Annotated in this window: 13 protein-coding genes, 4 pseudogenes and 1 riboswitch; of the genes and pseudogenes, 14 read left to right on the forward strand and 3 right to left on the reverse strand. The window is 43.0% G+C overall.

The annotated features are described in order from the left end of the window. Positions 1–307: 307 nt before the first annotated feature. A complete protein-coding gene (locus N4T56_RS00560) occupies positions 308–1,297 on the forward strand; it encodes a 2-hydroxyacid dehydrogenase (RefSeq protein ID WP_261731858.1) in 990 nt (329 codons plus the stop codon). 52 nt (positions 1,298–1,349) lie between these two features. Further along, positions 1,350–2,087, forward strand: coding sequence for a dienelactone hydrolase family protein (locus tag N4T56_RS00565; protein WP_261731859.1), 738 nt, complete (start codon positions 1,350–1,352; stop codon positions 2,085–2,087). A 68-nt stretch (positions 2,088–2,155) separates the two neighbouring features. Here the strand turns inward: N4T56_RS00565 and N4T56_RS00570 are convergent, their stop codons facing one another. After that, a complete protein-coding gene (locus tag N4T56_RS00570) occupies positions 2,156–2,695 on the reverse strand; it encodes a mechanosensitive ion channel domain-containing protein (protein WP_261731860.1) in 540 nt (179 codons plus the stop codon). A 130-nt stretch (positions 2,696–2,825) separates the two neighbouring features. On the opposite strand from N4T56_RS00570, the gene N4T56_RS00575 reads away from it, so the two are divergent. The 9 genes and pseudogenes from N4T56_RS00575 to N4T56_RS00615 all read left to right on the forward strand — a co-directional run bounded on the left by N4T56_RS00575 (position 2,826) and on the right by N4T56_RS00615 (position 14,438). After that, positions 2,826–3,569 carry a spermidine synthase gene (locus N4T56_RS00575; RefSeq protein WP_261731861.1) on the forward strand — a complete coding sequence of 248 codons (744 nt, stop codon included), beginning with the start codon at positions 2,826–2,828 and terminating at the stop codon, positions 3,567–3,569. Positions 3,570–3,780: 211 nt separating this feature from the next. Continuing rightward, positions 3,781–4,350 (forward strand): alkyl hydroperoxide reductase subunit C, encoded by a 570-nt coding sequence (gene ahpC, locus N4T56_RS00580; protein ID WP_188918820.1) that lies wholly within the window; start codon positions 3,781–3,783, stop codon positions 4,348–4,350. A gap of 111 nt (positions 4,351–4,461) precedes the next feature. Then, positions 4,462–6,028, forward strand: a pseudogene (gene ahpF, locus N4T56_RS00585) (alkyl hydroperoxide reductase subunit F). A 310-nt stretch (positions 6,029–6,338) separates the two neighbouring features. After that, positions 6,339–10,037 (forward strand): ATP-binding protein, encoded by a 3,699-nt coding sequence (locus N4T56_RS00590; protein ID WP_261731862.1) that lies wholly within the window; start codon positions 6,339–6,341, stop codon positions 10,035–10,037. Continuing rightward, a complete protein-coding gene (locus N4T56_RS00595; RefSeq protein WP_261731863.1) occupies positions 10,037–10,690 on the forward strand; it encodes a condensin complex protein MksE in 654 nt (217 codons plus the stop codon). Before N4T56_RS00590 ends, N4T56_RS00595 begins: the two co-directional genes overlap by 1 nt. Further along, positions 10,687–11,906: pseudogene (locus tag N4T56_RS00600) on the forward strand (phosphoenolpyruvate carboxylase). Before N4T56_RS00595 ends, N4T56_RS00600 begins: the two are co-directional and overlap by 4 nt. A gap of 31 nt (positions 11,907–11,937) precedes the next feature. Next, complete coding sequence (locus N4T56_RS00605) at positions 11,938–12,729, forward strand: DUF7281 domain-containing protein (RefSeq protein WP_261731864.1); 792 nt, start codon at positions 11,938–11,940, stop codon at positions 12,727–12,729. Between the two features lie 2 nt (positions 12,730–12,731). Further along, a pseudogene (locus tag N4T56_RS00610) lies at positions 12,732–12,893 on the forward strand (hypothetical protein); the annotation flags it as partial. A gap of 285 nt (positions 12,894–13,178) precedes the next feature. Continuing rightward, positions 13,179–14,438 carry a dicarboxylate/amino acid:cation symporter gene (locus N4T56_RS00615; protein ID WP_261731866.1) on the forward strand — a complete coding sequence of 420 codons (1,260 nt, stop codon included), beginning with the start codon at positions 13,179–13,181 and terminating at the stop codon, positions 14,436–14,438. A 61-nt stretch (positions 14,439–14,499) separates the two neighbouring features. On the opposite strand, the pseudogene N4T56_RS00620 reads toward N4T56_RS00615, so the two are convergent. Beyond that, positions 14,500–15,491: pseudogene (locus N4T56_RS00620) on the reverse strand (class 1 fructose-bisphosphatase). A gap of 166 nt (positions 15,492–15,657) precedes the next feature. On the opposite strand from N4T56_RS00620, the gene N4T56_RS00625 reads away from it, so the two are divergent. After that, positions 15,658–17,952, forward strand: a complete 2,295-nt coding sequence (locus tag N4T56_RS00625) for a S9 family peptidase (protein ID WP_261731867.1) — start codon at positions 15,658–15,660, stop codon at positions 17,950–17,952. Positions 17,953–18,028: 76 nt separating this feature from the next. Here N4T56_RS00625 and arcA read toward each other — a convergent pair whose 3' ends face one another. Then, positions 18,029–18,745, reverse strand: a complete 717-nt coding sequence (arcA, locus tag N4T56_RS00630; protein WP_188926210.1) for a two-component system response regulator ArcA — start codon at positions 18,743–18,745, stop codon at positions 18,029–18,031. A 691-nt stretch (positions 18,746–19,436) separates the two neighbouring features. Between arcA and N4T56_RS00635 the strand changes: the two genes are divergently transcribed. Next, positions 19,437–19,877, forward strand: coding sequence for a DUF3293 domain-containing protein (locus N4T56_RS00635; RefSeq protein ID WP_261731868.1), 441 nt, complete (start codon positions 19,437–19,439; stop codon positions 19,875–19,877). 286 nt (positions 19,878–20,163) lie between these two features. Continuing rightward, positions 20,164–20,339: riboswitch (Lysine riboswitch) on the forward strand. Between the two features lie 134 nt (positions 20,340–20,473). Further along, on the forward strand, positions 20,474–21,853 hold the full coding sequence (lysC, locus tag N4T56_RS00640) for a lysine-sensitive aspartokinase 3 (RefSeq protein ID WP_261731869.1): 1,380 nt from the start codon (positions 20,474–20,476) through the stop codon (positions 21,851–21,853). Positions 21,854–21,856 lie beyond the last annotated feature (3 nt).

Consider the following 21,856-nt stretch of genomic DNA (forward strand, 5'->3'; position numbering starts at 1 on the left):
ACAAAATTTAATTATCAGTATAAAAAATGACTGCCCATAGTGTTTGATGCCACCGATACGCTGTTATCGATAGCCAGATCAATCGATAATGTGAGTTAAATAAAGCGATTACAACAGGATTATGAAGAGTTAATTAGAGCCTGTAGATCTTTCGAGGTTGTTTTTACAGCGTAAACTGGATCACAATTTGATGTTTATCCAATGTGATATTAACGACAACAACGGTGGATTCACATACAATTAACCTATCTTTTAGGGGGAGGCACAGACTCATCCCCACCATCTACCACGGGTAATTTGGATACTTATGAGAATCGGATTTTTTAGCGCAAAGCCTTACGACATTGTTCATTTCAATCGTACTAATCAGCAATTTAATGTTGATATTGAATACTTTGATTACCGCCTATGTATGCAAAACGTCAAACTAGCAGAAGGTTATGAAGTGGTTTGCGCGTTTGTTAATGACTCATTATGTGAAGAAGTGTTAGTTGAGCTTGCTCAAGGTGGAACTAAAATTATTGCCATGCGCTGTGCTGGGTTCAACAATGTTGACCTTATTGCTGCCGAGCGTTTAGGCATGAAAGTGGTCAACGTACCAGCTTACTCACCTGAGTCAGTGGCAGAGCACTCAGTCGCATTAATGTTAACCTTAAATCGCAAAATCCATAAGGCATACCAGCGCACTCGTGATGCAAACTTTGCCTTGTCTGGCTTAGTGGGTTTTAACATGTTTGGCAAAACGGTTGGGGTGATTGGTACCGGTAAAATTGGTGTGGCAACGATCAAAATTTTACTGGGTTTTGGCTGTAAAGTGATTGCCTATGACCCTTATCCAAACCAGGCGGTCACTGATCTTGGCGTCGAATACGTTGACCTAGACGCTTTATATCCTCAATGTGACATCATCAGTTTGCACTGCCCATTGACTCAAGATAACCACCATTTACTTAATCAAACGAGCTTTAAGAAAATGAAACCAGGCGTAATGGTGATTAACACCAGCCGTGGCGGATTATTAAATGCATTTGATGCGATGGAAGCATTGAAAGATGGTCATATTGGTTCGTTAGGTTTAGATGTTTACGAAAACGAAAAAGGACTGTTCTTTGAAGATAAATCGAGTGAGATTATTCAAGATGATGTGTTTCGCCGTTTATCAGCATGTCATAATGTAATCTTTACTGGACACCAAGCGTTTTTAACTGACGAAGCACTCAATGCTATCGCATCGACTACGTTAATGAACGTCACTCAATTAATGTCTGGCGAAGTGTGTGACAATGAGTTGTTTTAGTATTGCTAACGGCTAACATTCATCACCAGCATGACAATGGAATGGGGACAATATGATTACTAAAACTGAAGTTCACGACATTGCAACGCCTACAGGCGTCATGCGTACTACATTGTATCGCCCTGATTGCAAAGGTCAGTTTGCGACGATTATTTTTTATTCGGAAATATTTCAGCAAACGGCACCCATAGCTCGCTCAGCGGCTATTCTTGCCGGTCATGGTTTTGTGGTGCTTGTGCCTGAAGTGTTTCATGAGTTAAACCCAATCGGTACCGTACTCGCCTATGACGAAGCAGGTAAAAATAAAGGCAATGCCGACAAATGGGCTAAACCACTAGAGCAGCATGACACTGACACTCAAGCATTAGTCGACTTTGCCCGCTCACAGTCATTTTGCTCAGATAAAGTGGGTGCAATGGGCGTGTGTATTGGCGGCCATCTAGCTTACCGCGCAGCTTTAAACCCTGACATCAGCGGTGCTTTTTGTTTATACCCGACCGACATTCATTCTAATACTTTGCCTTGCCAAGCCGGTAATGACTCACTGACCCGTTCAGGCGATATTAAAGGTGAGTTAGTGATGGTGTTTGGCAAACAAGACCCGCACGTGAGTAAAGAAGGCCGTAAGCTTATTTACCAGCAGCTTGAGCAAGTTAATGCTAATTTTACCTGGCTCGAAGTGAATGCTCAGCACGCTTTTATGCGCGATGAAGGCGAGCGTTATGATGCCGCAATAGCGTTGCAAATGTATTTGCAGTCGGTGGCGTTTTTTCAGCGCGTGCTGAACTAGCATCAATGGCTGGGGTAGGCATTAAAAAGGCGCATTAGCGCCTTTTTTGATTTATGTGGGTAAAAGCGTTATTGACGCTTTGGGATCGCTCTACGAGTGGTGGCTTTTTTGGTTGCCACTTGATTATTAGGAAGCTTGACCACCCCTTTTTGCAATAACAAACTGTTCGGGTAAGTCATCACATCACCGGACTCGCGTTTAAGTAAAATATGAAACAGCGAAATTTCGACAATCACCCCTGACATGTCTTCATCTTTTTCAACAATACGAATACGATCGCCAATACGATAAGGGAAAACAAAAAATATCAGCACGCCAGCGGTAATGTTGCTCAAAATAGACCACTGCGCAAATAACGCCACGCCTAGTACAGCAAACGCTGACGACACAAAAAGAGACACTTCCTGATAGCCTAAACCTAGCGACACGGCCATAACCGACAAGGTAACAAAAAACATAAAGTAGGATATTAATCGGGTCACCATTCTGCTGCGCACTTCATTAACTTGTTTTTTCTTAGCTTGCTGGCGGATCCAATGGCTCACCTGACGCTGAGCAAAGGTAAATACAGCCAAATACACAATACATATCAACAACGGATTAAACATGTCGGTTTCCTGCTAGAAAAATTCACGCTTATTAATGGCCATAAGCCACGGACTTGTGGCATTAACCTAGGGTACAATATGGCTTTGTTGCTGGCGAAACCCATTAGCCAAACCTGCCATAGAGTAAAGTATGTCCGATTATAAAGTATTGCATGTCGACAGTGATAGTTTTGGTGATTTTTGTGTGCTCGATGATGGCGATTATCGCGTGTTATCTTTTGGTGACAATGACGAACAAAGTAAACTGGATAAAACGCAGCCTTACATACCGCAACACACTTATGTGCAAGCGATGTTGTCTGTGTTGTTATTCACGCAACCTAAAAGCGTGATTATTTTAGGGTTAGGGGGCGGTGCCTTAGTTCACTCGCTTCGTCATGTTGATGCCGCGATTAAAATTACCGCAGTAGAATTACGCGAAAGAGTCATTGAAGTGGCCAAACGCTTTTTTCAGTTACCTTTGAGTAAAAAGCTTACGTTGCTCAACCAAGACGCCAACGTGTTTTTGGCTGATGGTGAACATAAAAAAGTGGATGTGATTTTTGCCGATATTTACAGTAACAAAGGTGTTGATAAGCAGCAGTTAACGGACTTATTTATTAAGCAAAGTAAACAGTTATTAAAAGCAGATGGTTTTTTAGTGCTTAATTGCTGGAAAGAGCATAGCCGTGATACACACTTACGCGACACGCTTTATAGCCACTTTACCCAGGTATACGCTTGTTTAACCGGTGGTGGCAACTGGGTGGTCTATGCCACTAATGGCTGTGGTAACTTTACAGGATCTAATAATAAACAAGCATTACAAAACTTATCGCAAAAGCTTGATACTAATATTAGCCGAGTATTAACCCGCTTTGATTCATGGCAATAAAGTGTGTTTACAAAAAAGAATGCTATGTGGTTTTATCGATTAATAATAAGTTCAATATAAAAAACCGATTAAGGTGATAGTTTTTATCCGTTATACTTAATCGGTCTCCATCGCTATTATGATTCACATCAGATGACGAGCAGCTTGTTCATCATCTCCGACACCACAAGGTTGTCGGGTTAATATGAATCTTAATCTAATGGAGTATGACATGACACAATCTATCATCAACAGCACTATCAAGCCATTCAAAGCAACTGCATTTCACAACGGTGCATTCGTAGACGTTACCGAACAAGATTTACTAGGTAAATGGTCTGTTGTCTTTTTCTACCCAGCTGATTTTACTTTCGTATGTCCTACTGAATTAGGTGACATGGCTGACCATTACGAAAAGCTACAAGCTATGGGCGTAGAAGTTTACTCAGTATCAACTGACACTCACTTCACTCACAAAGCATGGCATGCAAGCTCTGACACCATCGGTAAAATCACTTACCCAATGATTGGTGACCCAACTGGCGCAATCACTCGTAACTTCGGTGTGATGATTGAAGAAGACGGTTTAGCACTACGTGGTACTTTCGTGATGAACCCAGAAGGCGAAGTTAAAGTGGCTGAAATTCACGACCTAGGTATTGGTCGTAGCGCTTCAGAACTAGTTCGTAAAATTCAAGCTGCACAATATGTTGCAACTCACGATGGCGAAGTATGTCCAGCTAAATGGCAGCCAGGTGAAGAAACATTAGCACCTTCAATTGACCTAGTAGGTAAAATCTAACCGCTAAGTTCACCCTTAGGTTAGTAATTTCATCTCCAGTTAGTCGGTGTTCCCCCGGCACCGACTAACACTCTCCACTTTTCCATTATTTCCCTTTTTTTAGGAGTTGTTATGTTAGACGCGAATGTTAAAAATCAACTGAAAACCTATCTGCAAAACCTCAAGCGCCCAGTTGAACTTGTCGTGTCTGCGGATGACTCAAACAAAGCCAAAGAATTAAGCAGCTTGGCGCAAGATATTGTTGATTCATCTGACTTGGTGTCGGTGACATATCAACAGGGTAAACGTACACCCAGTATGAGTGTAATTAACCCACAAAATGGCACAAACATTACGTTTGCTGGCTTACCAATGGGTCACGAATTTACCTCACTTGTATTAGCGTTATTACACAGTGGCGGTCACCCAATTAAATTGGATGAGCAAGTCATTGAGCAAATTCGTCAGTTACCTGGTGAATTTCATTTTGAAACGTATGTGTCATTAAGTTGCCAAACCTGTCCAGAAGTGATTCAGGCACTGAACATGATGGCGGCAATTAACCCAAATATTACTAACGTGATGATCGACGGTGCACTGTTCCAAGAAGAAGTGACCGATCGCAATATCATGTCAGTACCATCAGTATTTTTAAACGGCGAAGCTTTCTCTGTCGGTGCCATTAGTGTTGTTGAAGTACTGAATAAATTAGATAAAAATGCAGCCGGCAGACAAGCCGAGCAATTAAACCAAAAATCAACATTTGATATGTTGGTTGTCGGTGGTGGCTCTGCGGGTGCAGCTGCCGCGATTTATTCTGCTCGTAAAGGCTTAAACACAGGTATTGTTGCCGATAAGTTTGGTGGCCAAGTGGCTGAAACCGTCGGTATTGAAAACTTTATCTCTGTGTCTAAAACCGAAGTGCCAAAACTGGTTGCCAATTTAGAAGCGCATGTTAAAGACTATGACGTCGATATTATGGCGAATCAACGCGCATTAAGCCTCGCTAAAAATGGCCTATTTGATGTGACGCTAGAAAGCGGCGCAACCTTAAGCAGTAAAACCGTATTGTTGGCCACAGGCGCACGTTGGAGAGAAATGAACGTACCTGGTGAGCAAGAGTACCGCGGTAAAGGCGTGGCATATTGCCCACATTGTGATGGCTTCGTTATTTAAAGGCAAGCGTGTTGCCGTTATTGGTGGTGGTAACTCAGGTATTGAAGCCGCGATTGACCTAGCTAACATTGTTGAACATGTTACTGTGCTTGAGTTTGACAGCAAGTTACGTGCAGATGAAGTGTTACAACGTAAAGCTAAATCAATGGGTAATATTACAATTATTACTCAAGCGCAAACTACCGAAGTCAAAGGCGATGGTACTCGCGTTAGCAGCTTGATTTATACCGACCGTGCTAGCGGCGAAAGTAAAGAAGTTATCTTAGCCGGTATCTTTGTGCAAATTGGCTTAGTGCCAAACACTGAATGGTTAAAAGGTGTGGTTGATATGACACCTCGCGGCGAGATTATCGTTGATGAGCGCGGTCAAACATCTATTCCAGGTGTGTTTGCTGCTGGTGATGTGACCCACACACCATATAAGCAAATTATTATTGCCATGGGCAGCGGCGCAACAGCATCGCTTGGTGCGTTTGATTACTTAATCCGACACTCAGAAGAAACAGATGTAAAAGCAGCTTAATCACCTCATATAACAGTTGTTATTATCAATGCCGCTCATATCAATGAGCGGCATTTTTGTACATTTATACCATTCTATTTAGCCAATCTTTGTTTTCTCACGTGCGAATTGAGTACTATCACAGCAATTGCACTTAATAGTTGTCATGTTAAGCGTCACTTGTTAATGAAATAGCGTATTATCAAGGCAATTTTTTAGCTGAAAATTGCCTCAAGACTGTGTTTGTTTTACTTTAATCAACAGACTCGGTTGCTCAGCACAATTTCGCTTATTTTTCACTGTAATGTGAGCTGTTTGGAAAAGGATTATCATGCCAAGCTTGATTAGAATCGTATTAATTAATACTCACCTGCCAGGTGTTGTTGAATTGCTATTAAAAGGCCACACCAACATTTGTGGTACTAACGCGTCAGGTAAAACGACTCTACAGCGACTAGTGCCGGTATTTTATGGTGAATACCCAAGTCGTGTGGTGCCGTCAACCCGTGACAGCTTTGAACGTTGGTATTTACCGCACGATTCTAGCTACATTATTTATGAATACCAAAAAGATGATGGCTTACTATATCAAGCAGTATTAGCGTCAGCTGGCGACGGTAAAGGGGTTAATTATCGCTTTATTGCCCGCGGTTTTGAGCTTGAGGATTACATTAAATCCCGCAATGGCGATACCATCATTTGCCACTCGATGGCTGAACTTGGCCGTGAAGTTAAACGTGAAGGCATCGCGCACACTAACTTACTTAATACTCGCGAGTTCCGTGCCATTATTCAAAACGATCGCAGTTTACTTAATACTGGCAGTAACCGAAACGAGCTGCGTACTTATGCTCGACAGTTCTCGTTATGCGATGGCGAACACAGCCTGCGCCATATTGAAAAGCTGGCTAAAGCAGTGCATTCAAAAGAAGGTAAAATGGAAACGGTCAAATCCATGATCGCCGCCATTTTAGAAGAAGACGGGGTGAATCCACCCACTTCACGCCTTAATCCGCAGCGGGTCGAAACCTGGATACGTGAGAGTCAGTTAGTACAAGGTTTTGAGCAAATTCGTCCAGAATATGACAAGCTTGAGCAAGAATTTAACCAACTACTGAGCGCCGAATTACGTTTAGCCAGTTTATCGCGCGGTTACCGTGACGATGAAACCCTTGAAGCAGATCGTCAAGACCGTAATCAAACCTTAGGCAAAGAACTTAATCTTAAACTGCGTTTACTCGACGACGAGTGGAAAGATGTCCGTGATGAGCTCAACCAAGAGTTGTCAGCCGCTAAAGGTGATGTCGGCAAGTTTGAATATGAGTTAGATGCGATTGAAGATCAGCACGCTGCTTTTTTAGATGCCGACATTGAGCAAGCTAAAGCCGATCTAGATAATCTACCTAGTTGGCGCAGTGACGTTGAAAACTTACAAGAGCGCCATAAGTTACAAACTGAAAAACACCAAGATATTGAAGCTGCTTTTAATGCTCGTCGCAGTAAAATTGCCGAGCAACTTCACCGTGAGCTTGAGTCGCTACATACCGAACAAGACACTCAACGTGAAGCCCGTGATAAACAGCGTGAGCTAGCCAGTGACGATTTAGCTAAATTAGAGCAACAATGGCGCGAGCAAACTGACGCGGGTAAAGCCAAGTTTAGTGAACAAGAATATCAACTTAAATTGCAGGCTGCAGAGCTTAAGCATCAAGTTGATGGCGTGACGTACACTGAAGATGAAAAGATGCGCTTGGCTATTTTTGATGAGCGCATCAGCCTTGCCGACGAAGAGCAAGAAACCTGTAATGCCAAAGTTGAGCGTTTAACCACCGAAGAACGTAAGCAGCGCGCTAAGCGAGACCAAGCTAACGAAGCACTGCGCATTGCTAGCATTCGCGTGAGTGAGCGCGAAAATGCCAAAGAAGAATTGCATCATATGCTGTTCCCGCAGTCGCATACGCTGTTGGAATTTTTGCGCAAAGAAGCCCAAGGTTGGGAGCAATCATTTGGTAAGGTTATTGCGCCAGAGTTGTTACATCGCAGTGATTTACATCCAAGCCTAACCAAAGACAGTAGCGACAGTTTATTTGGGGTACACTTAGACCTTAACGCCATTGACGTGCCTGAATACGCGGCCACAGAGCAAGATTTGCGTATCCGTTTTGCTAAAGCCGAAGAAGCACTGCAAAGCGCCCAAGAAATACATGCCGAAGCGGAAGATCAGCTGGTGGTCATGAACAGTGCGCTGGATGCCATAACCCGTGAGTTAACCTTCGCCCGTACTGCCTATAAAAATAGCCGAGAAGATTTACGCCGACTCTTTGATGAAAAGCGCAGCGAGCAACAAAAGATCAATCAAGCCGTAGCCGATCGCAAAACCGAATCTGGCAAGCGCTTAGTGCAACTTGACAACGAATTAAAGCAGCTGCATAACCAGCACCTTGAATGGCTAGCCGAGCAAAAAGATCAGGCGTTAGAAGCACGCATGGACAAAAATGCTTACTGGCAAGAAGTTGTGGGCGCTATCGACAATCAACTTGGGCAAATTAAAGCCAATATTGAACAGCGTCGTGCTAATGCCAAAACAGAGCAAAAAGCCTGTGAAACTTGGTACAAAAATGAACTGAAATCACGTGGTGTCGACGAAGGCACTATTTTAGCGCTTAAAAAGCAAATTCGTGAACTTGAGGCAAAAATAAGTCAGGCAGAACAACGTCGTAGCGACGTGTTACGTTATGACGATTGGTATCAGCATACCTGGTTAGCGCGTAAGCCTAAATTGCAAGCACAGCTGGCAGACGTTAAACGGGCTGCGCTTGAGTTTGAACAGCAATTAAAAGCCAAAACCGCTGAAATTAAACAGCGACGTACTAGCCTAGAAACCGATCGAAAAGCTTGTGATGCAGCACAGGTTGAAGCATCTGAAAACCTCACTAAGCTGCGCGCGGTAATGCGTAAGTTGGCCGAGCTGAAGTTACCTGCCAATAACGACGAAGCCATCGGCAGCATTGGCGAGCGCCTGCGCCAAGGCGAAGACTTATTGCTAAAGCGTGATTATTTAATGGGCTCGGTGAAGCAATATGTTGAGCATTTCGACTCTGTTATTGCCAGTAAATCGGGCTCAAGTTTGGCCGAGTTCTGGGAGCGCGCGCGTGACGAGTCTAGCTTTGTTAATGACAAAGGTATTCGCCTACTCGACTACCGTAAATTAGTGCCACAGCTTGAGCAGTTACTCAATGTGATGGTGCCGCAATCGCTAATGGCGATCCGCGAGCAAGGGCGTATTTTTGGTATCGACTTAACTGCGTTTTACGACGTATTAACCGACATCGACCGCCGCATTGCCAGCCAAAGTGCGCGCATTACTCGTGAAGTGGGTGAAGAATTGTTCCTCGATGGGGTTTCTGAATCTGCTGTACGCATTCGCTCGCGTATCAGTGAACTCGAGTTTTGGCCTGAGCTTGAAGTGTTTGTAAAAGCCTTTAAAGCCTGGAAAGCCGACGGCTTTAGCAAGCTACCCGATGAGCACTACACTAGTTCAATGCGTCGCGCCCTAGATATTATTGGCCGCGCGGCATTAACCGGTGGCATTGCCAAACTATTGGAAATTGAATTGCGCTTAAAAGAGGGCAATAGTGATTTGATCATCCGTACCGATCGCCAGCTAAATGAATCCTCTAGCCACGGTATGGCATACCTGATTTTATGTAAGTTCTTGTTGGCATTTACCCGTTTATTACGCGGTAAAGCCCATGTGACCATTCATTGGCCTATTGATGAGCTCGGCACTCTACATCACACCAACGTGAAGAAGATTTTTGATGCCTGTGAAAATAATAACATCAGCGTGTTAGGGGCATTCCCGAACCCAGAATCTGAAGTGCTTAACTTATTTGCTAATCGCTACATTATTAACAAACAAACCAAAAAACTGCAGGTGGTTAAACCTAAAACTAACCCTCTTGCAGAGCGATTGTCACAACGAAATGCTGAAACTACTCATCCCACAACGGCTAAGGAGCAAAGTTAATGTCAGACTCAAATGAAACAACCTTAGTGGGAACCAGTGCCTTAATCGAACAGTTGTTGCGTGGTGAGTTTATTTGTCGAGTCACTAACGAAGATGGTTGGCGCGCACTAAAAAACAACAGCACCCGCGAGCGAATAGAAACTTACTTAAATCAAATTAACCGCACTTTAGCCAGCGCAGGTGAAGGTGAAGTGTTCTTTTGTGGCTATTTACAGCTTGGCGATGCTGAGCGCAAAGTGATTTCATCGCAGTTTAAAGATATATGCTCGGCGTTGATCCCGCTGGTGGAATGGTTAGTGTTAGTGCAAGAGGCCAGCGGCCAAGATGCGCCATTAAGCGAAGGAGCACCGATCCGCTTAACTGATTTACAAGCTCGAATCGAAGATACTCCAGCCTTTAGAGAGCAACTGACAAAGCTTAGCCAGTACCGTTTATTTGGCTCTAGCAGCAGCAATGTCGATGGCCAAATTAAGCTAGTGTTTAAGCGTTTGGTTGAACTGGGTTATCTGACTAAACCCAACAGCGAGAAACAAATTTACATCGCCACCGGCAAGCTTGATTACTTATATGAAGTGATCCGTTTTATTGACGAAACCGAAGGCCTAAGCCTTGAGGTGCAGGCTGAAACGGCGACCCAAAGGGAGTTAATATGAGCAGCAACATACACCAGGCCGGGGTAAAGCTGCTCAAACAACTCGGGCGGCATGCCGATGTGATCATGGATGCTTATTTAGCGGGGTCGATTAACGACACCGCCCATGATGCAGGCGTGATTGAAAAACTCAAAAAAAGCGGCATTTTGTGGCGACCAGAGCCAGACCAAGAGCTGCGTTTAAAGCGCTCAGTCAGAGCGTTGCTTGAAGAGGCCTTAAGCGATGAGCGTAATCGTCAAATTGACTCTAATGTTGGCTCGTCTTTAGCGACCATTAAAACCCTGGCCGATCACTATAAAGAGGCGCGTCATAATATTGATCACAGCGCAGCAGAAGCTTATTTAGCGGACTTAAACGAACACGTTTACAGCTTTACCGATAGCTTACGCTATTCAATTAGGGTGTTATGGGCCGCATTAATAACGAGTTTGGTTATGTCGGGACGATTAATGCCAAAATTCGCGAAAATGAACTGGCGCAAAGCCAGGTGTCAGACTTGCTCAATGGCCTCGAAATGTTCCAGTTTAGTGAGCTCGGTGAAATTGCTGGCGACATCCGCGAACTACGCCGTTTATTAATGACCAGCCTACAAGAAACCCTAAGCCAATGTACTCAAGAGCTGAGTATTGTGCAGAGTAGGTTATATGAGTTATTAGGCCGCTTTAGACAAATTCAAGGCCGTACACGGTTACTCAAAGGCTGGTTACTGCACACTGACATGCACCCAGATTACCAAGTTGATAATCATGTTGGTCATAAAGCGATCCCCAATTTATTTAATTGTGCTGAAGCACTGTTGGCGCCAGCCAGCGTCGATGTGAGTAACCCACATCATGAGCTAGAGTTAATGGGTTTAGTTGCGCAAGTTAAAGCCATTAGCCGTGATGCATTACCGCACATTGCACGTGAGCAAAACGTTACCTTTGAAATGGGCGACAGTGAAGACTTTGATATCCCTGAAAACCCACTCAAAATTGCCGTGGATGAGTATTTCTGTGAGGTGATTGATTCTGGTTTACGTCAATCCGCATTGAGTTATTTAACCGAAAAACAATTACAATGGGATGCTGAAAGTTGGCTTTATCAAGTGATAGGTGGTTATGAAGGTTTGGCGGATGAGCATAAAAATTACTTTGAATTAGAACCAATAGGCAAGCCCGATCCTGTGTATAACGGTAATTTTATCATCCATGATGTTGAGTTATGGCTAGCCTAGGTTAGTCGGTGTGTTTACATAAGGACGGGTTATGGCATCACTTTCAAAACAGCAGCTTAATTTAATCGCCAATGTGGTGGTTAAGCAAGTGGCGAAAGTGAGCTATAAACGCAATTGGCAATCTATTTTTGCCTTGTTTGAAATCGGGAGCGTGAGCCCATCTGGCAAACATTTAGAGTTTCTCCCAAAGGACTGGGACTTACTTAGAGAAATGGCCTTAAAAGATTCAGGACTAGATGTGCTTGAACTCGATTTTGATGTGCCTCGTCAACAAATGGCGCAGCAAAGTGCTAATGAGAAATACGCGAATATCAGCCCCGATGCCGACCATGTGTTAATAAAGCTGGCACCTAACATTATTCAATCTCTACTCTCTAGAGCCGCAGCTGACCCTGTAGTGGATATGCTATCCATATTGAGTAGTTCGTTAAGATTAAAGGTCGATGCCGCAGTTACACTTTGTCAGCGACTCAATATTGCTCAACTCATCGTAGTCGAAAACCTCGACAGTTTTGACAATATATTTGCCTATACATTCACGCCCGAGTTACAGCCAATTATTGACAATTGCATGGTATTGTATCGTGGCAGTCACGATTATTCGCCAGCAGGGCGCAAGCATTTTTTACATTTAGTCGCCGCACTTAACTTGGATGTGATCGCCTTTACCGACCTTGATCCCGCAGGGTTGATGATTGCCAATACGCTTGAAAATTGTCACAGCATGATAGTGCCGAAATGGGTGCTCGATGCGCCAAATGAGTTACTGACCTCAAACAAGTTAATTCGGTTGGCGACTTTAATAAACAACATAAGCAATTAACTTATCTTGACAATATTATGTCGCAATCTACTCACAACACTGTGAGCCATACTTCCCAATGGCTCACGTTAGCACAGTGGGTTGGCCGTAATCATGTCAGTATTAAGCAGCAGCATATGTTAGCGAATGCATTGCCGCTCGCTCGCATTAGTATTGACTATTAATAGCGAAATTTTACTGTAGTTCTCGCTGATTCAACCCTTCTTAAGCAGTTTTTTGACTGGTTATACCATCATAACAATATTTTAAAATTTCATAATGCATTGTTATTTATTGTTTTTTCGCATCTCCTATTATTTTTGGTGTTTTTGTGTGCGCTTTTGTTTATCAAGTTGATTGAAATATCGTGCGCAATGTCTCAGTATTTCTGCGCTCGAAAAGAATAAACACCAGGATTGGTATAACAATAATCAGCAACATAAGTTGCCATTTCGAATGGGAAATAACAGATGACAAAATCACTTTCAGCCCGGATCTTTATTGGTCTTTTTTTAGGTGTGCTACTCGGCAGTATTGTGCAATTTTCGCTTGCCGATAATGCCTTTTTTGGTGGCACATTAGTCACCTTAGCAAGCGGTATTGGCACCATGTTCGTTAATATGATCATGATGTTAGTTGTGCCTTTAGTATTTGTCAGTATTGTAAGTGGTGTATGTGAGTTACAAGATTTAAAAAGCTTCGGTCGTTTAGGTGGAAAAACGTTTGGCTTTTACATTATTAACACTTTAGTTGCTATTCTTGCCGCATTTACGGTGGCAATGGTATTTGAGCCAGGTAAAGGCGTTGATATGTCGAGCAGTGGCTCAGTCGATATTACCGCAACAGAGCTGCCTGACTTAATGTCACTCATTGTGAGCATAGTGCCTAACAATCCATTTTCTGCGTTTACCTCTGGCAACATGTTGCAAGTGATTTTTATGGCACTGTTGATGGGCGGTGTCATTAAATCAATGGGCTCATCGGTTGAAGGTGCGGTGAAAGGCTTTCAAACTGCTAATAAAATTATGATGCGCTTAATTTCAGTGGTCATGAGCCTTGCGCCATACGGTGTATTCGCCCTAATGTTTAAATTAGGCGCCACCTTAGAACCTGAAATTTTTGGCAGTGTTGTCGAATATTTAGTGCTGATTTTAGCCTTATTATTGATGTGGATTTTTATTGTTTACCCTATTGCTGTGGGTGTGTTTACCCCCGTTTCGGCCAAAACCTTCCGCGACAAAACCCAAGAGCAAATCCTATTTTCGCTGTCAACGGCAAGCTCTAATGCCACTATTCCTGTCACCATGCGTACCTTGACAGATAAACTAGGTGTAAGTAAAGCGGTTGCCGGTTTTGGCGTGCCACTAGGTGCTACGATGAACATGGGTGGGGTATCGATTTACATCACCATCGCTATTTTCTTTGTGGCCAATGCGTTTGGTATGCCAATCAGTAATGATCAAATTCCGTCACTATTATTCAGCGTGTTTTTGCTCTCTGTTGGTGCGGGTGGTGTACCGGGTGGCGGTATGGTAATGATTGGGGTATTAATTTATCAAATGGGCTTGCCGGTAGAAGCGTTTGTGATTGTTGCAGCACTTGACCGGATTATTGATATGATTCTGACATCTTGTAACGTAGTGGGTGACACCGCGGTACTGACTATTGTTGACCAGACCGAGAAAAAGCATCAAGTGACAGAAGAGAGCTTAGTGACAGCGAAAGAATAAGTGATTTTGCATGATATAAAAAAAGCCGCTCAATGGTCTATTGAGCGGCGTTACAACCCGTTTAATCAATCGCTGGTTCTTCGCTGTAATCAATACCGTGATAGCTTAAGCAGGTATCAACTTCATTCGCGCTGCCTAAAATCACAGCTACGCGCTGGTGGATTTCAGTCGGTTGAATATCCAATATGGTCTCATAACCTGTAGAGGCTTTACCGCCAGCTTGCTCAACGAGCATTGCCATAGGGTTGGCTTCGTACATTAGGCGTAATTTAAATGGTTTAGCCGGGTTTTTATTGTCAGTTGGGTAGGTAAAAATACCGCCGCGACACAAAACACGATGCACATCACCTACCATTGCTGCAATCCAACGCATGTTAAAAGACTGCTCTCGCGGGTAAATTTTACCCAGTAGCAAGTCGGCAATATAGGTTTGCATTGGCGCTTCCCAAAAGCGCTGGTTAGACATGTTAATGGCAAATTCAGCCGTGTCAGGGGTGATTTGCACATTGTCGTTGGTCAGCAAAAAGGTTTGGCTGTCTGGGTCTAGGGTATAAAACTGTGTACCCTGGCCGGTAGTTAATGCCATCATAGTTGATGGCTATAAAGCACGTAACCTGCAGCAACTTGCTTGCGCCCAGCTTGTAAAAAGCTTTGTTCGTTAAATTCGCCAGCTTGTGCAGGTAATACTGAGAAAATGGTTCCCACTAACGAGTTAATGTCGATATTAGATGAGCCATCTAAAGGATCAAAACTTACTAGGTACTTACCTTGTGCATTGGCTTCTACAACATAATCTTCTTCTTCAGAGGCGATGCCGCGCACTGTTGCGTCAGCCTTTAAAGCGTCTTTAAGCATGTCGTTTGTGATCACATCCAGTTTCTTCTGGGTTTCACCTTGAACGTTTTCTTGCTCTGTTGCCCCTAATACACCTGCTAATGCGCCGTGACGAACGGCACCACTAATGGCGATTGAGGTTTCTGCTAAAGTGAACAGCAATTGCGTGAGTGACGTATTTACCGCTTGTGCGCTAAGAGTTTGGGCCAAAGTCTGCATGATTTTTCCTATGAGATTTTGCGAGGTTAAGGTCGATGTTATTCATTTTATAGGCAAATCATACCCCACAATGAGGCTAATTTCAGCGATTGTTATCTGAGGTTTTAGTTTTACTGCAAATTAAGGCAAAATGTTGACTGATTGATTGCCCCTAGGATTAATAATAATGACAACAACATGGAAGCAGCATGCTTTAGCGGCAATGACTGCCGTACCGTTTCTCTTTACTAGCCAGATTTCTGCAGCAAACCAAGGCAGTGCTATGACTTCACTTACTACCGCACCGTTAAATGCAATAAACGGCAATAAAACGCCACTCACTATTGAGCGTATTCATGCCTCTCCCGCATTAGCAGGTTCAAGCCCGCGTGGCCTGGCATTATCACCCGACGGTAAACGGGTGACCTATTTATCGAGCCGTGCCGATAACCAACATTTTTATGATTTATGGCAAATGAACATTGCTACGGGTGAGCGTAGCATCTTGATAAATGCAGATCTGCTAGCCAGTGGTGAACTGTCTGATGAAGAAAAAGCGCGCCGTGAACGTCAGCGAATTTATGGCGAAGGGATCATGGAATATTTTTGGTCTGAAAACAGCCAAAGTATTTTAATTCCTGCAGCAGGGCAATTGTATTTATATGATGTGGCTAGCAATAAAGTCACAGAGCTTAACACGGGCGAAGGCTTTGCCACCGATGCGCGTTTGTCGCCTAAAGGCCGCTATGTGTCGTTTGTGCGCGATCAAAATCTATATGTGTTATCGCTCAACACTCAAAAAGTGATCGCATTAACTACAGATGGGAAAGGCTATATTAAGAATGCCATGGCGGAGTTTGTTGCCCAGGAAGAAATGGATCGCATGACCGGTTATTGGTGGGCGCCGGATGAGTCAGCTATTGCTTTTACTCGCATTGATGAGTCAGGTGTTGAACTGGTGACACGAAATGAGATTTATGCAGAAGGCATTAAATTAACCGAGCAACGTTATCCTTATGCCGGTAAAGCCAATGTTGAAATCGCCCTTGGTGTTGTGAGTTTGCACGATAAGAGTATCAATTGGATTGATTTAGGCAAACAAAAAGACATGTATTTACCGCGTGTTGAATGGCTTCCCGACAGCAAGCATGTGTCTTTTCAGTTGCAAAGCCGTAATCAACAAGCAGTAGACTTACGGATTGCTGCTGTGAGCCAACCAGATCAAGCTAAGACGGTGATTGAAGAGCGCAGCCAAGCTTGGATAAACCTCAACGATGACCTGCATTTTTTAAAGCAGCAGTCAGCATTTATTTGGGGTTCAGAGCGTGATGGGTTTAACCATCTGTATTTGTTTGACCTACAGGGTAAACAGCTTAAACAATTAACCCAGGGAGATTGGGCAGTTGATGCGCTTGAGTTTGTCGATGAAGCCAGCGGTTGGGTGTATTTTAGTGGCCGTAAAGACAGTGTGGTAGAGCGCCATTTGTACCGCGTTAATATGAATATAGGCGTAGAGTCAATCGAACGTATTAGTCAAAGCGCTGGTATGCATGACGCGGTTTTTGCTGACAAAAGCCCGGTATATTTAGACTATTTTAATAGCCTGCAACAACCGCCACAGATCAGTTTACACAATGACTCGGGTAAATTATTAGCCTGGGTTGAGCAAAACGAAATCAATGAGACACATCCTCTTTATGATGTGGCTGGTTTATGGCAAATGCCTGAATTTGGTCAATTAAAAGCAGAAGATGGTCAGCCATTAATGTACCGTTTATTTAAACCTGTGCCGTTTGATGCCAATAAAAAGTACCCAGTGGTGGTGCGTGTTTATGGCGGTTCGCACGCCCAGTTAGTGGTTAACAGCTGGAGCGAAGCAGACTATTTTACTCAGTATTTGTTGCAACAAGGCTATGCAGTATTTCAATTAGATAATCGTGGCTCGACTCACCGTGGCACTGCGTTTGAATATGTGATTTATCAAAACATGGGAGATGCCGAGGTAAATGATCAAAAAGTGGGTGTGGATTACTTACGCAGCCTGCCTTTTATTGATGGCGACAACGTGGCGATTTATGGTCACAGCTACGGCGGCTACATGGCATTAATGAGCCAATTTAAGGCGCCAGATTATTTTAAAGCGGCTATTTCAGGAGCACCGGTTACCGACTGGCGTTTATATGATACCCATTATACTGAGCGTTATATGGGTAACCCTGAAACCAATAAACAAGGTTACGATGCCAGTAGCATTTTACCTTACGTAAAAAATTACCAGTCAGGTTTGCTGATGTACCATGGCATGGCGGATGACAATGTGTTGTTTGAAAACAGCACACGCGTTTATAAAGCATTGCAAGATGAGGGGAAATTATTCCAGATGATGGATTACCCGGGGTCTAAGCATTCCATGCGCGGCGAGAAAGTGCGTAATCACTTATACAAATCGTTGGCTGCGTTTTTAGACCAGCAATTGAAATAATCATAAACTAATCGTTAAAAGCGGGCATAAAAAAACCAGGTTAACTACCTGGTTTTTTGTTGGATAACCGCAAAGATTAGTCTTCTAAGTCACCACAAAAACGATAGCCTTCACCGTGGATAGTGGCGATGATTTCTGGCGTATCAGCTAAGCTTTCAAAATGCTTACGAATGCGACGGATTGTCACGTCAACAGTACGGTCATGTGGCTTTAACTCACGGCCAGTCATTTTTAATAATAAATCAGCACGAGTTAAAATCTTACCTGGGTTTTCAACAAAGTGAAGCATCGCACGGAATTCGCTGCGTGGTAGTTTATAAGACTCACCTAGTGGGTTCACTAAAGAACGGCTGTTAATTTCTAAGCTCCAGCCATTGAAGCGGTAATATTCAACAGAACCTTTTTCTTCGGTTTCTGCCGCAGCACTGTTAACACGCGTTAATAGGTTACGAGCACGAATTGTTAATTCACGAGGGTTGAATGGCTTGGTGATATAGTCATCTGCGCCGATTTCAAGGCCAAGAATTTTATCGACTTCGTTATCACGACCTGTTAAGAAAATAAGACCGATGTTATTGATTTCACGTAATTCTCGAGCAAGTAATAAACCATTTTTACCGGGTAAGTTAATGTCCATAACCACTAGGTTAATTTTATTATCTTGCATAGCTTTGTGCATTTCTGCACCGTCATTAGCTTCTGTAACGACATAGCCTTCGGCTTCAAAAATACTGCGTAATGTATTACGGGTTACTGCTTCGTCTTCAACAATCAGAATGTGCGGGTTTTGCATGATATTTACCTAATTTTATAAAATTCGACTCTAGCGTTTCGCTGCTAGGTAAGTTGTTATCGCGTATTAATGAACGCTGATACTCCAGTATTTTTATGGTGTTTATCTATGTCTGCCCTGAATAAAACACTCTTATTAACTCGTATGATGTAACGCTATATGGTTACTGAGTCGTCTCGCGTATAGTCAATCTCATTACGCCAATGCAAAATGCATGTTAGTGATAGTGCCTAATGAGTTAAATTTTTTGCCAACTGGCTTACTACTATGAATACGATTTAGGAAGATAGTTCCATTTGTTGCAAACTTAATTTAATCGTATTGCTGTTCTAGTCATTAGTTTATTAAATGTAGAACATAAATCGTTCATGTGTAAACTAAGCACATCAACGTAGTTAATTTCCAGTAAATTCGTTTAAAACACCGTAACGTAAAAGGTGGCTAAAGCTATTGTGACTGGCTTATCTAGGCGATTTAACAGTTGGTAAGCACTATTGTACTCGTTTTAGGCATTTGTTAACAAATTAAATGTTAAAAAATTAATTCACTGTCAATTATATGAAAGATTCGACTCCATAACGTTATAATTTTAAAACTATTTTAAATATTATACTTGTGACTGATGTCACAACCTTTAAGAATCCAAAAGCCTCTGCTAAACTGAATTTGGCTTAATTGACGAATTTATATTATGGAAAATGTTATCGATACATTGTGGCATGAGTACCAAAGTACGCATTTTTTGCTGACTCAACGCCTTTCACATGATTATCCATTTGCTATTGTTACTGCTCATAACCCCAGCGGTTTATTGCTCAATCCTTCGCAAAATCGTTTACTCGATCGCCAGCTTCAATCCAAAATCCAACAATACAAAAGTCCATACCGCTCATTAATCGGTGCGGCACCAGATTTGTCTCACATGGAAAAGAGCTGGGCTGTTTTTATTGATAAAGAACAGGCGCTTGAGTTGGGTAGGGAGTTTAATCAACATGCCATCTACTACGTTAGTCAGGGACGGTTATCTTTGGTCGCTTGTGCTGACTCGGCAATGCCCGAAGTTGAAATGGGCATTTTTAATCATAGGTTACGCTTAGTGAGTGAGTTGCCTGATATTGGTGCTTATATTTAATCTTTGCTTAGCGTTGATGTCTTCTTTAAGTGCTAACCATCTATTGCTCTATTTTTTGAGTCAATAAACTCTAATTGTCTCGGTTATGTTAATTTATTTGGCTTATGATTGAGATTTTGTCGGTTTTTTCGCTATACAGAACAATCCTGTTGTGGATAGTAGATTTTGGCAAATGGCCGGTATTGTTTGAATTAAGATGAAGATAAGTAAAATAGTGTATTTTTACTACGATTGTAGATTGACTTGTCAGTAGGTTTGTTGCTATTTTTCAGGTCCCTCCTTCGGGAGGCACAGAAGAGGAGCGTTAACTAGGTAGTAAGTTTGAGGATGCCAGTCCGATGAGAACTTATGATGGAGATTAGCGCCGAGGTATCAAATTGTGTGGCACACATTGGTACCGGTCGTATAGGCTGAATCCTAACGATTGTCACCTGTTTTTATTGGTGGAGAGCTTCTGGTGATGATTGCTGTTTCCCTTCTTTAAGGGTGCGTTATCTTAGCACCAGGCTCTTCGAACGTAGTGTGTTCGGAGCGTATATCATGTTAGTTAATCAAATCTTACCTTTTAGCCTTGCGCATTTTTCGGAGGCATCACTATGAGCGTAGTGTCTCAAGAATCTCATCCTGAGTTAGTGGTCGCTAAATTTGGCGGTACGTCGGTTGCCGATTATGCATCAATGAGCCGTTGTGCTGACATTGTATTAGCTAACCCCGCTACGCGTTTAGTGGTTGTGAGTGCCTCAAGTGGTGTGACCAATTTACTCGTTGAATTGACTCAAGCGAATGTGAATGATGAGCGCCGTTTAGTGCTGTTAAAGCAAATTGCGCAAATTCAATATGCGATTTTAGATGAGTTAGGCCGTCCGCAAGACGTTGCGGCGAATATTGATAAAATTCTGAGCCGAATGTCAGTGTTAAGTGAGTCGTTAGAGCTTGATCGCAGTAAAGCTATCATGGACGAGTTACTCTCTACCGGTGAGCAATGCTCATCTATTCTATTTTCTGCTGTTATCCGTGAAAAGGGTACTGCATCTGATCATTTTGATGTGCGTCAGGTCCTTCGCACTGACAGTCATTTTGGCCGTGCTGAACCACATATTGAAGCGATAGCGACATTGGCAGGCGATTTTTTAAAACCGCTACTCGCTCATTATGTCATCGTGACCCAAGGGTTTATTGGTGCAGATCAAGACGGTCGTACAACAACGCTTGGTCGTGGTGGTAGTGATTATTCTGCAGCGTTATTAGCTGAAGCATTGAATGCCACAGCGGTGGAGATTTGGACTGATGTTGCCGGGATTTATACTACCGACCCAAGATTGGCACCTAATGCTCGCCCAATTGCAGAAATTAGTTTTAACGAAGCGGCCGAAATGGCGACTTTTGGCGCCAAAGTGTTGCATCCAGCAACCATTTTACCTGCGGTAAGACAAAAAATTCAGGTGTTTGTGGGTTCCAGTAAAGCCCCTGAAATGGGTGGTACATGGATCCGTCATCAAGTTGAGGACACACCTGTTTTTCGTGCTGTTGCATTACGCCGCGACCAAACTTTATTGAATTTGCATAGTTTACAAATGCTTCATGCGCAGGGCTTTTTAGCTGAAACGTTTGCCACACTTGCACGCCATAAAATTTCAGTCGATTTAATTACAACTTCTGAAGTTAACGTATCGCTGACTTTAGATAAGACCGGTTCAGACTCAAGTGGTCAAGGTTTACTGAGTGAGTCATTGCTGCAAGAGCTGTCTCAGCACTGTCGTGTTCGTGTTGAAGATAATTTAGCGCTAATTGCGATTATTGGTAATCGCATTGCGTCAACCGCGGGGATTTGTAGCCGCGTGTTTCAGGTGCTTGAAAGACACAATGTGCGCATGATTTGCCAAGGTGCTAGTCCACATAATTTATGTGTTTTAGTGTCTGAGTCAGAAGCTCCACAAGTGGTAAATGCATTACATCAGAACTTATTTGAGTCGTAATTG

Origin of the sequence: Shewanella phaeophyticola (genome assembly GCF_025398315.1) — a bacterium.
Taxonomy (GTDB): Bacteria; Pseudomonadota; Gammaproteobacteria; order Enterobacterales; family Shewanellaceae; genus Shewanella; species Shewanella phaeophyticola.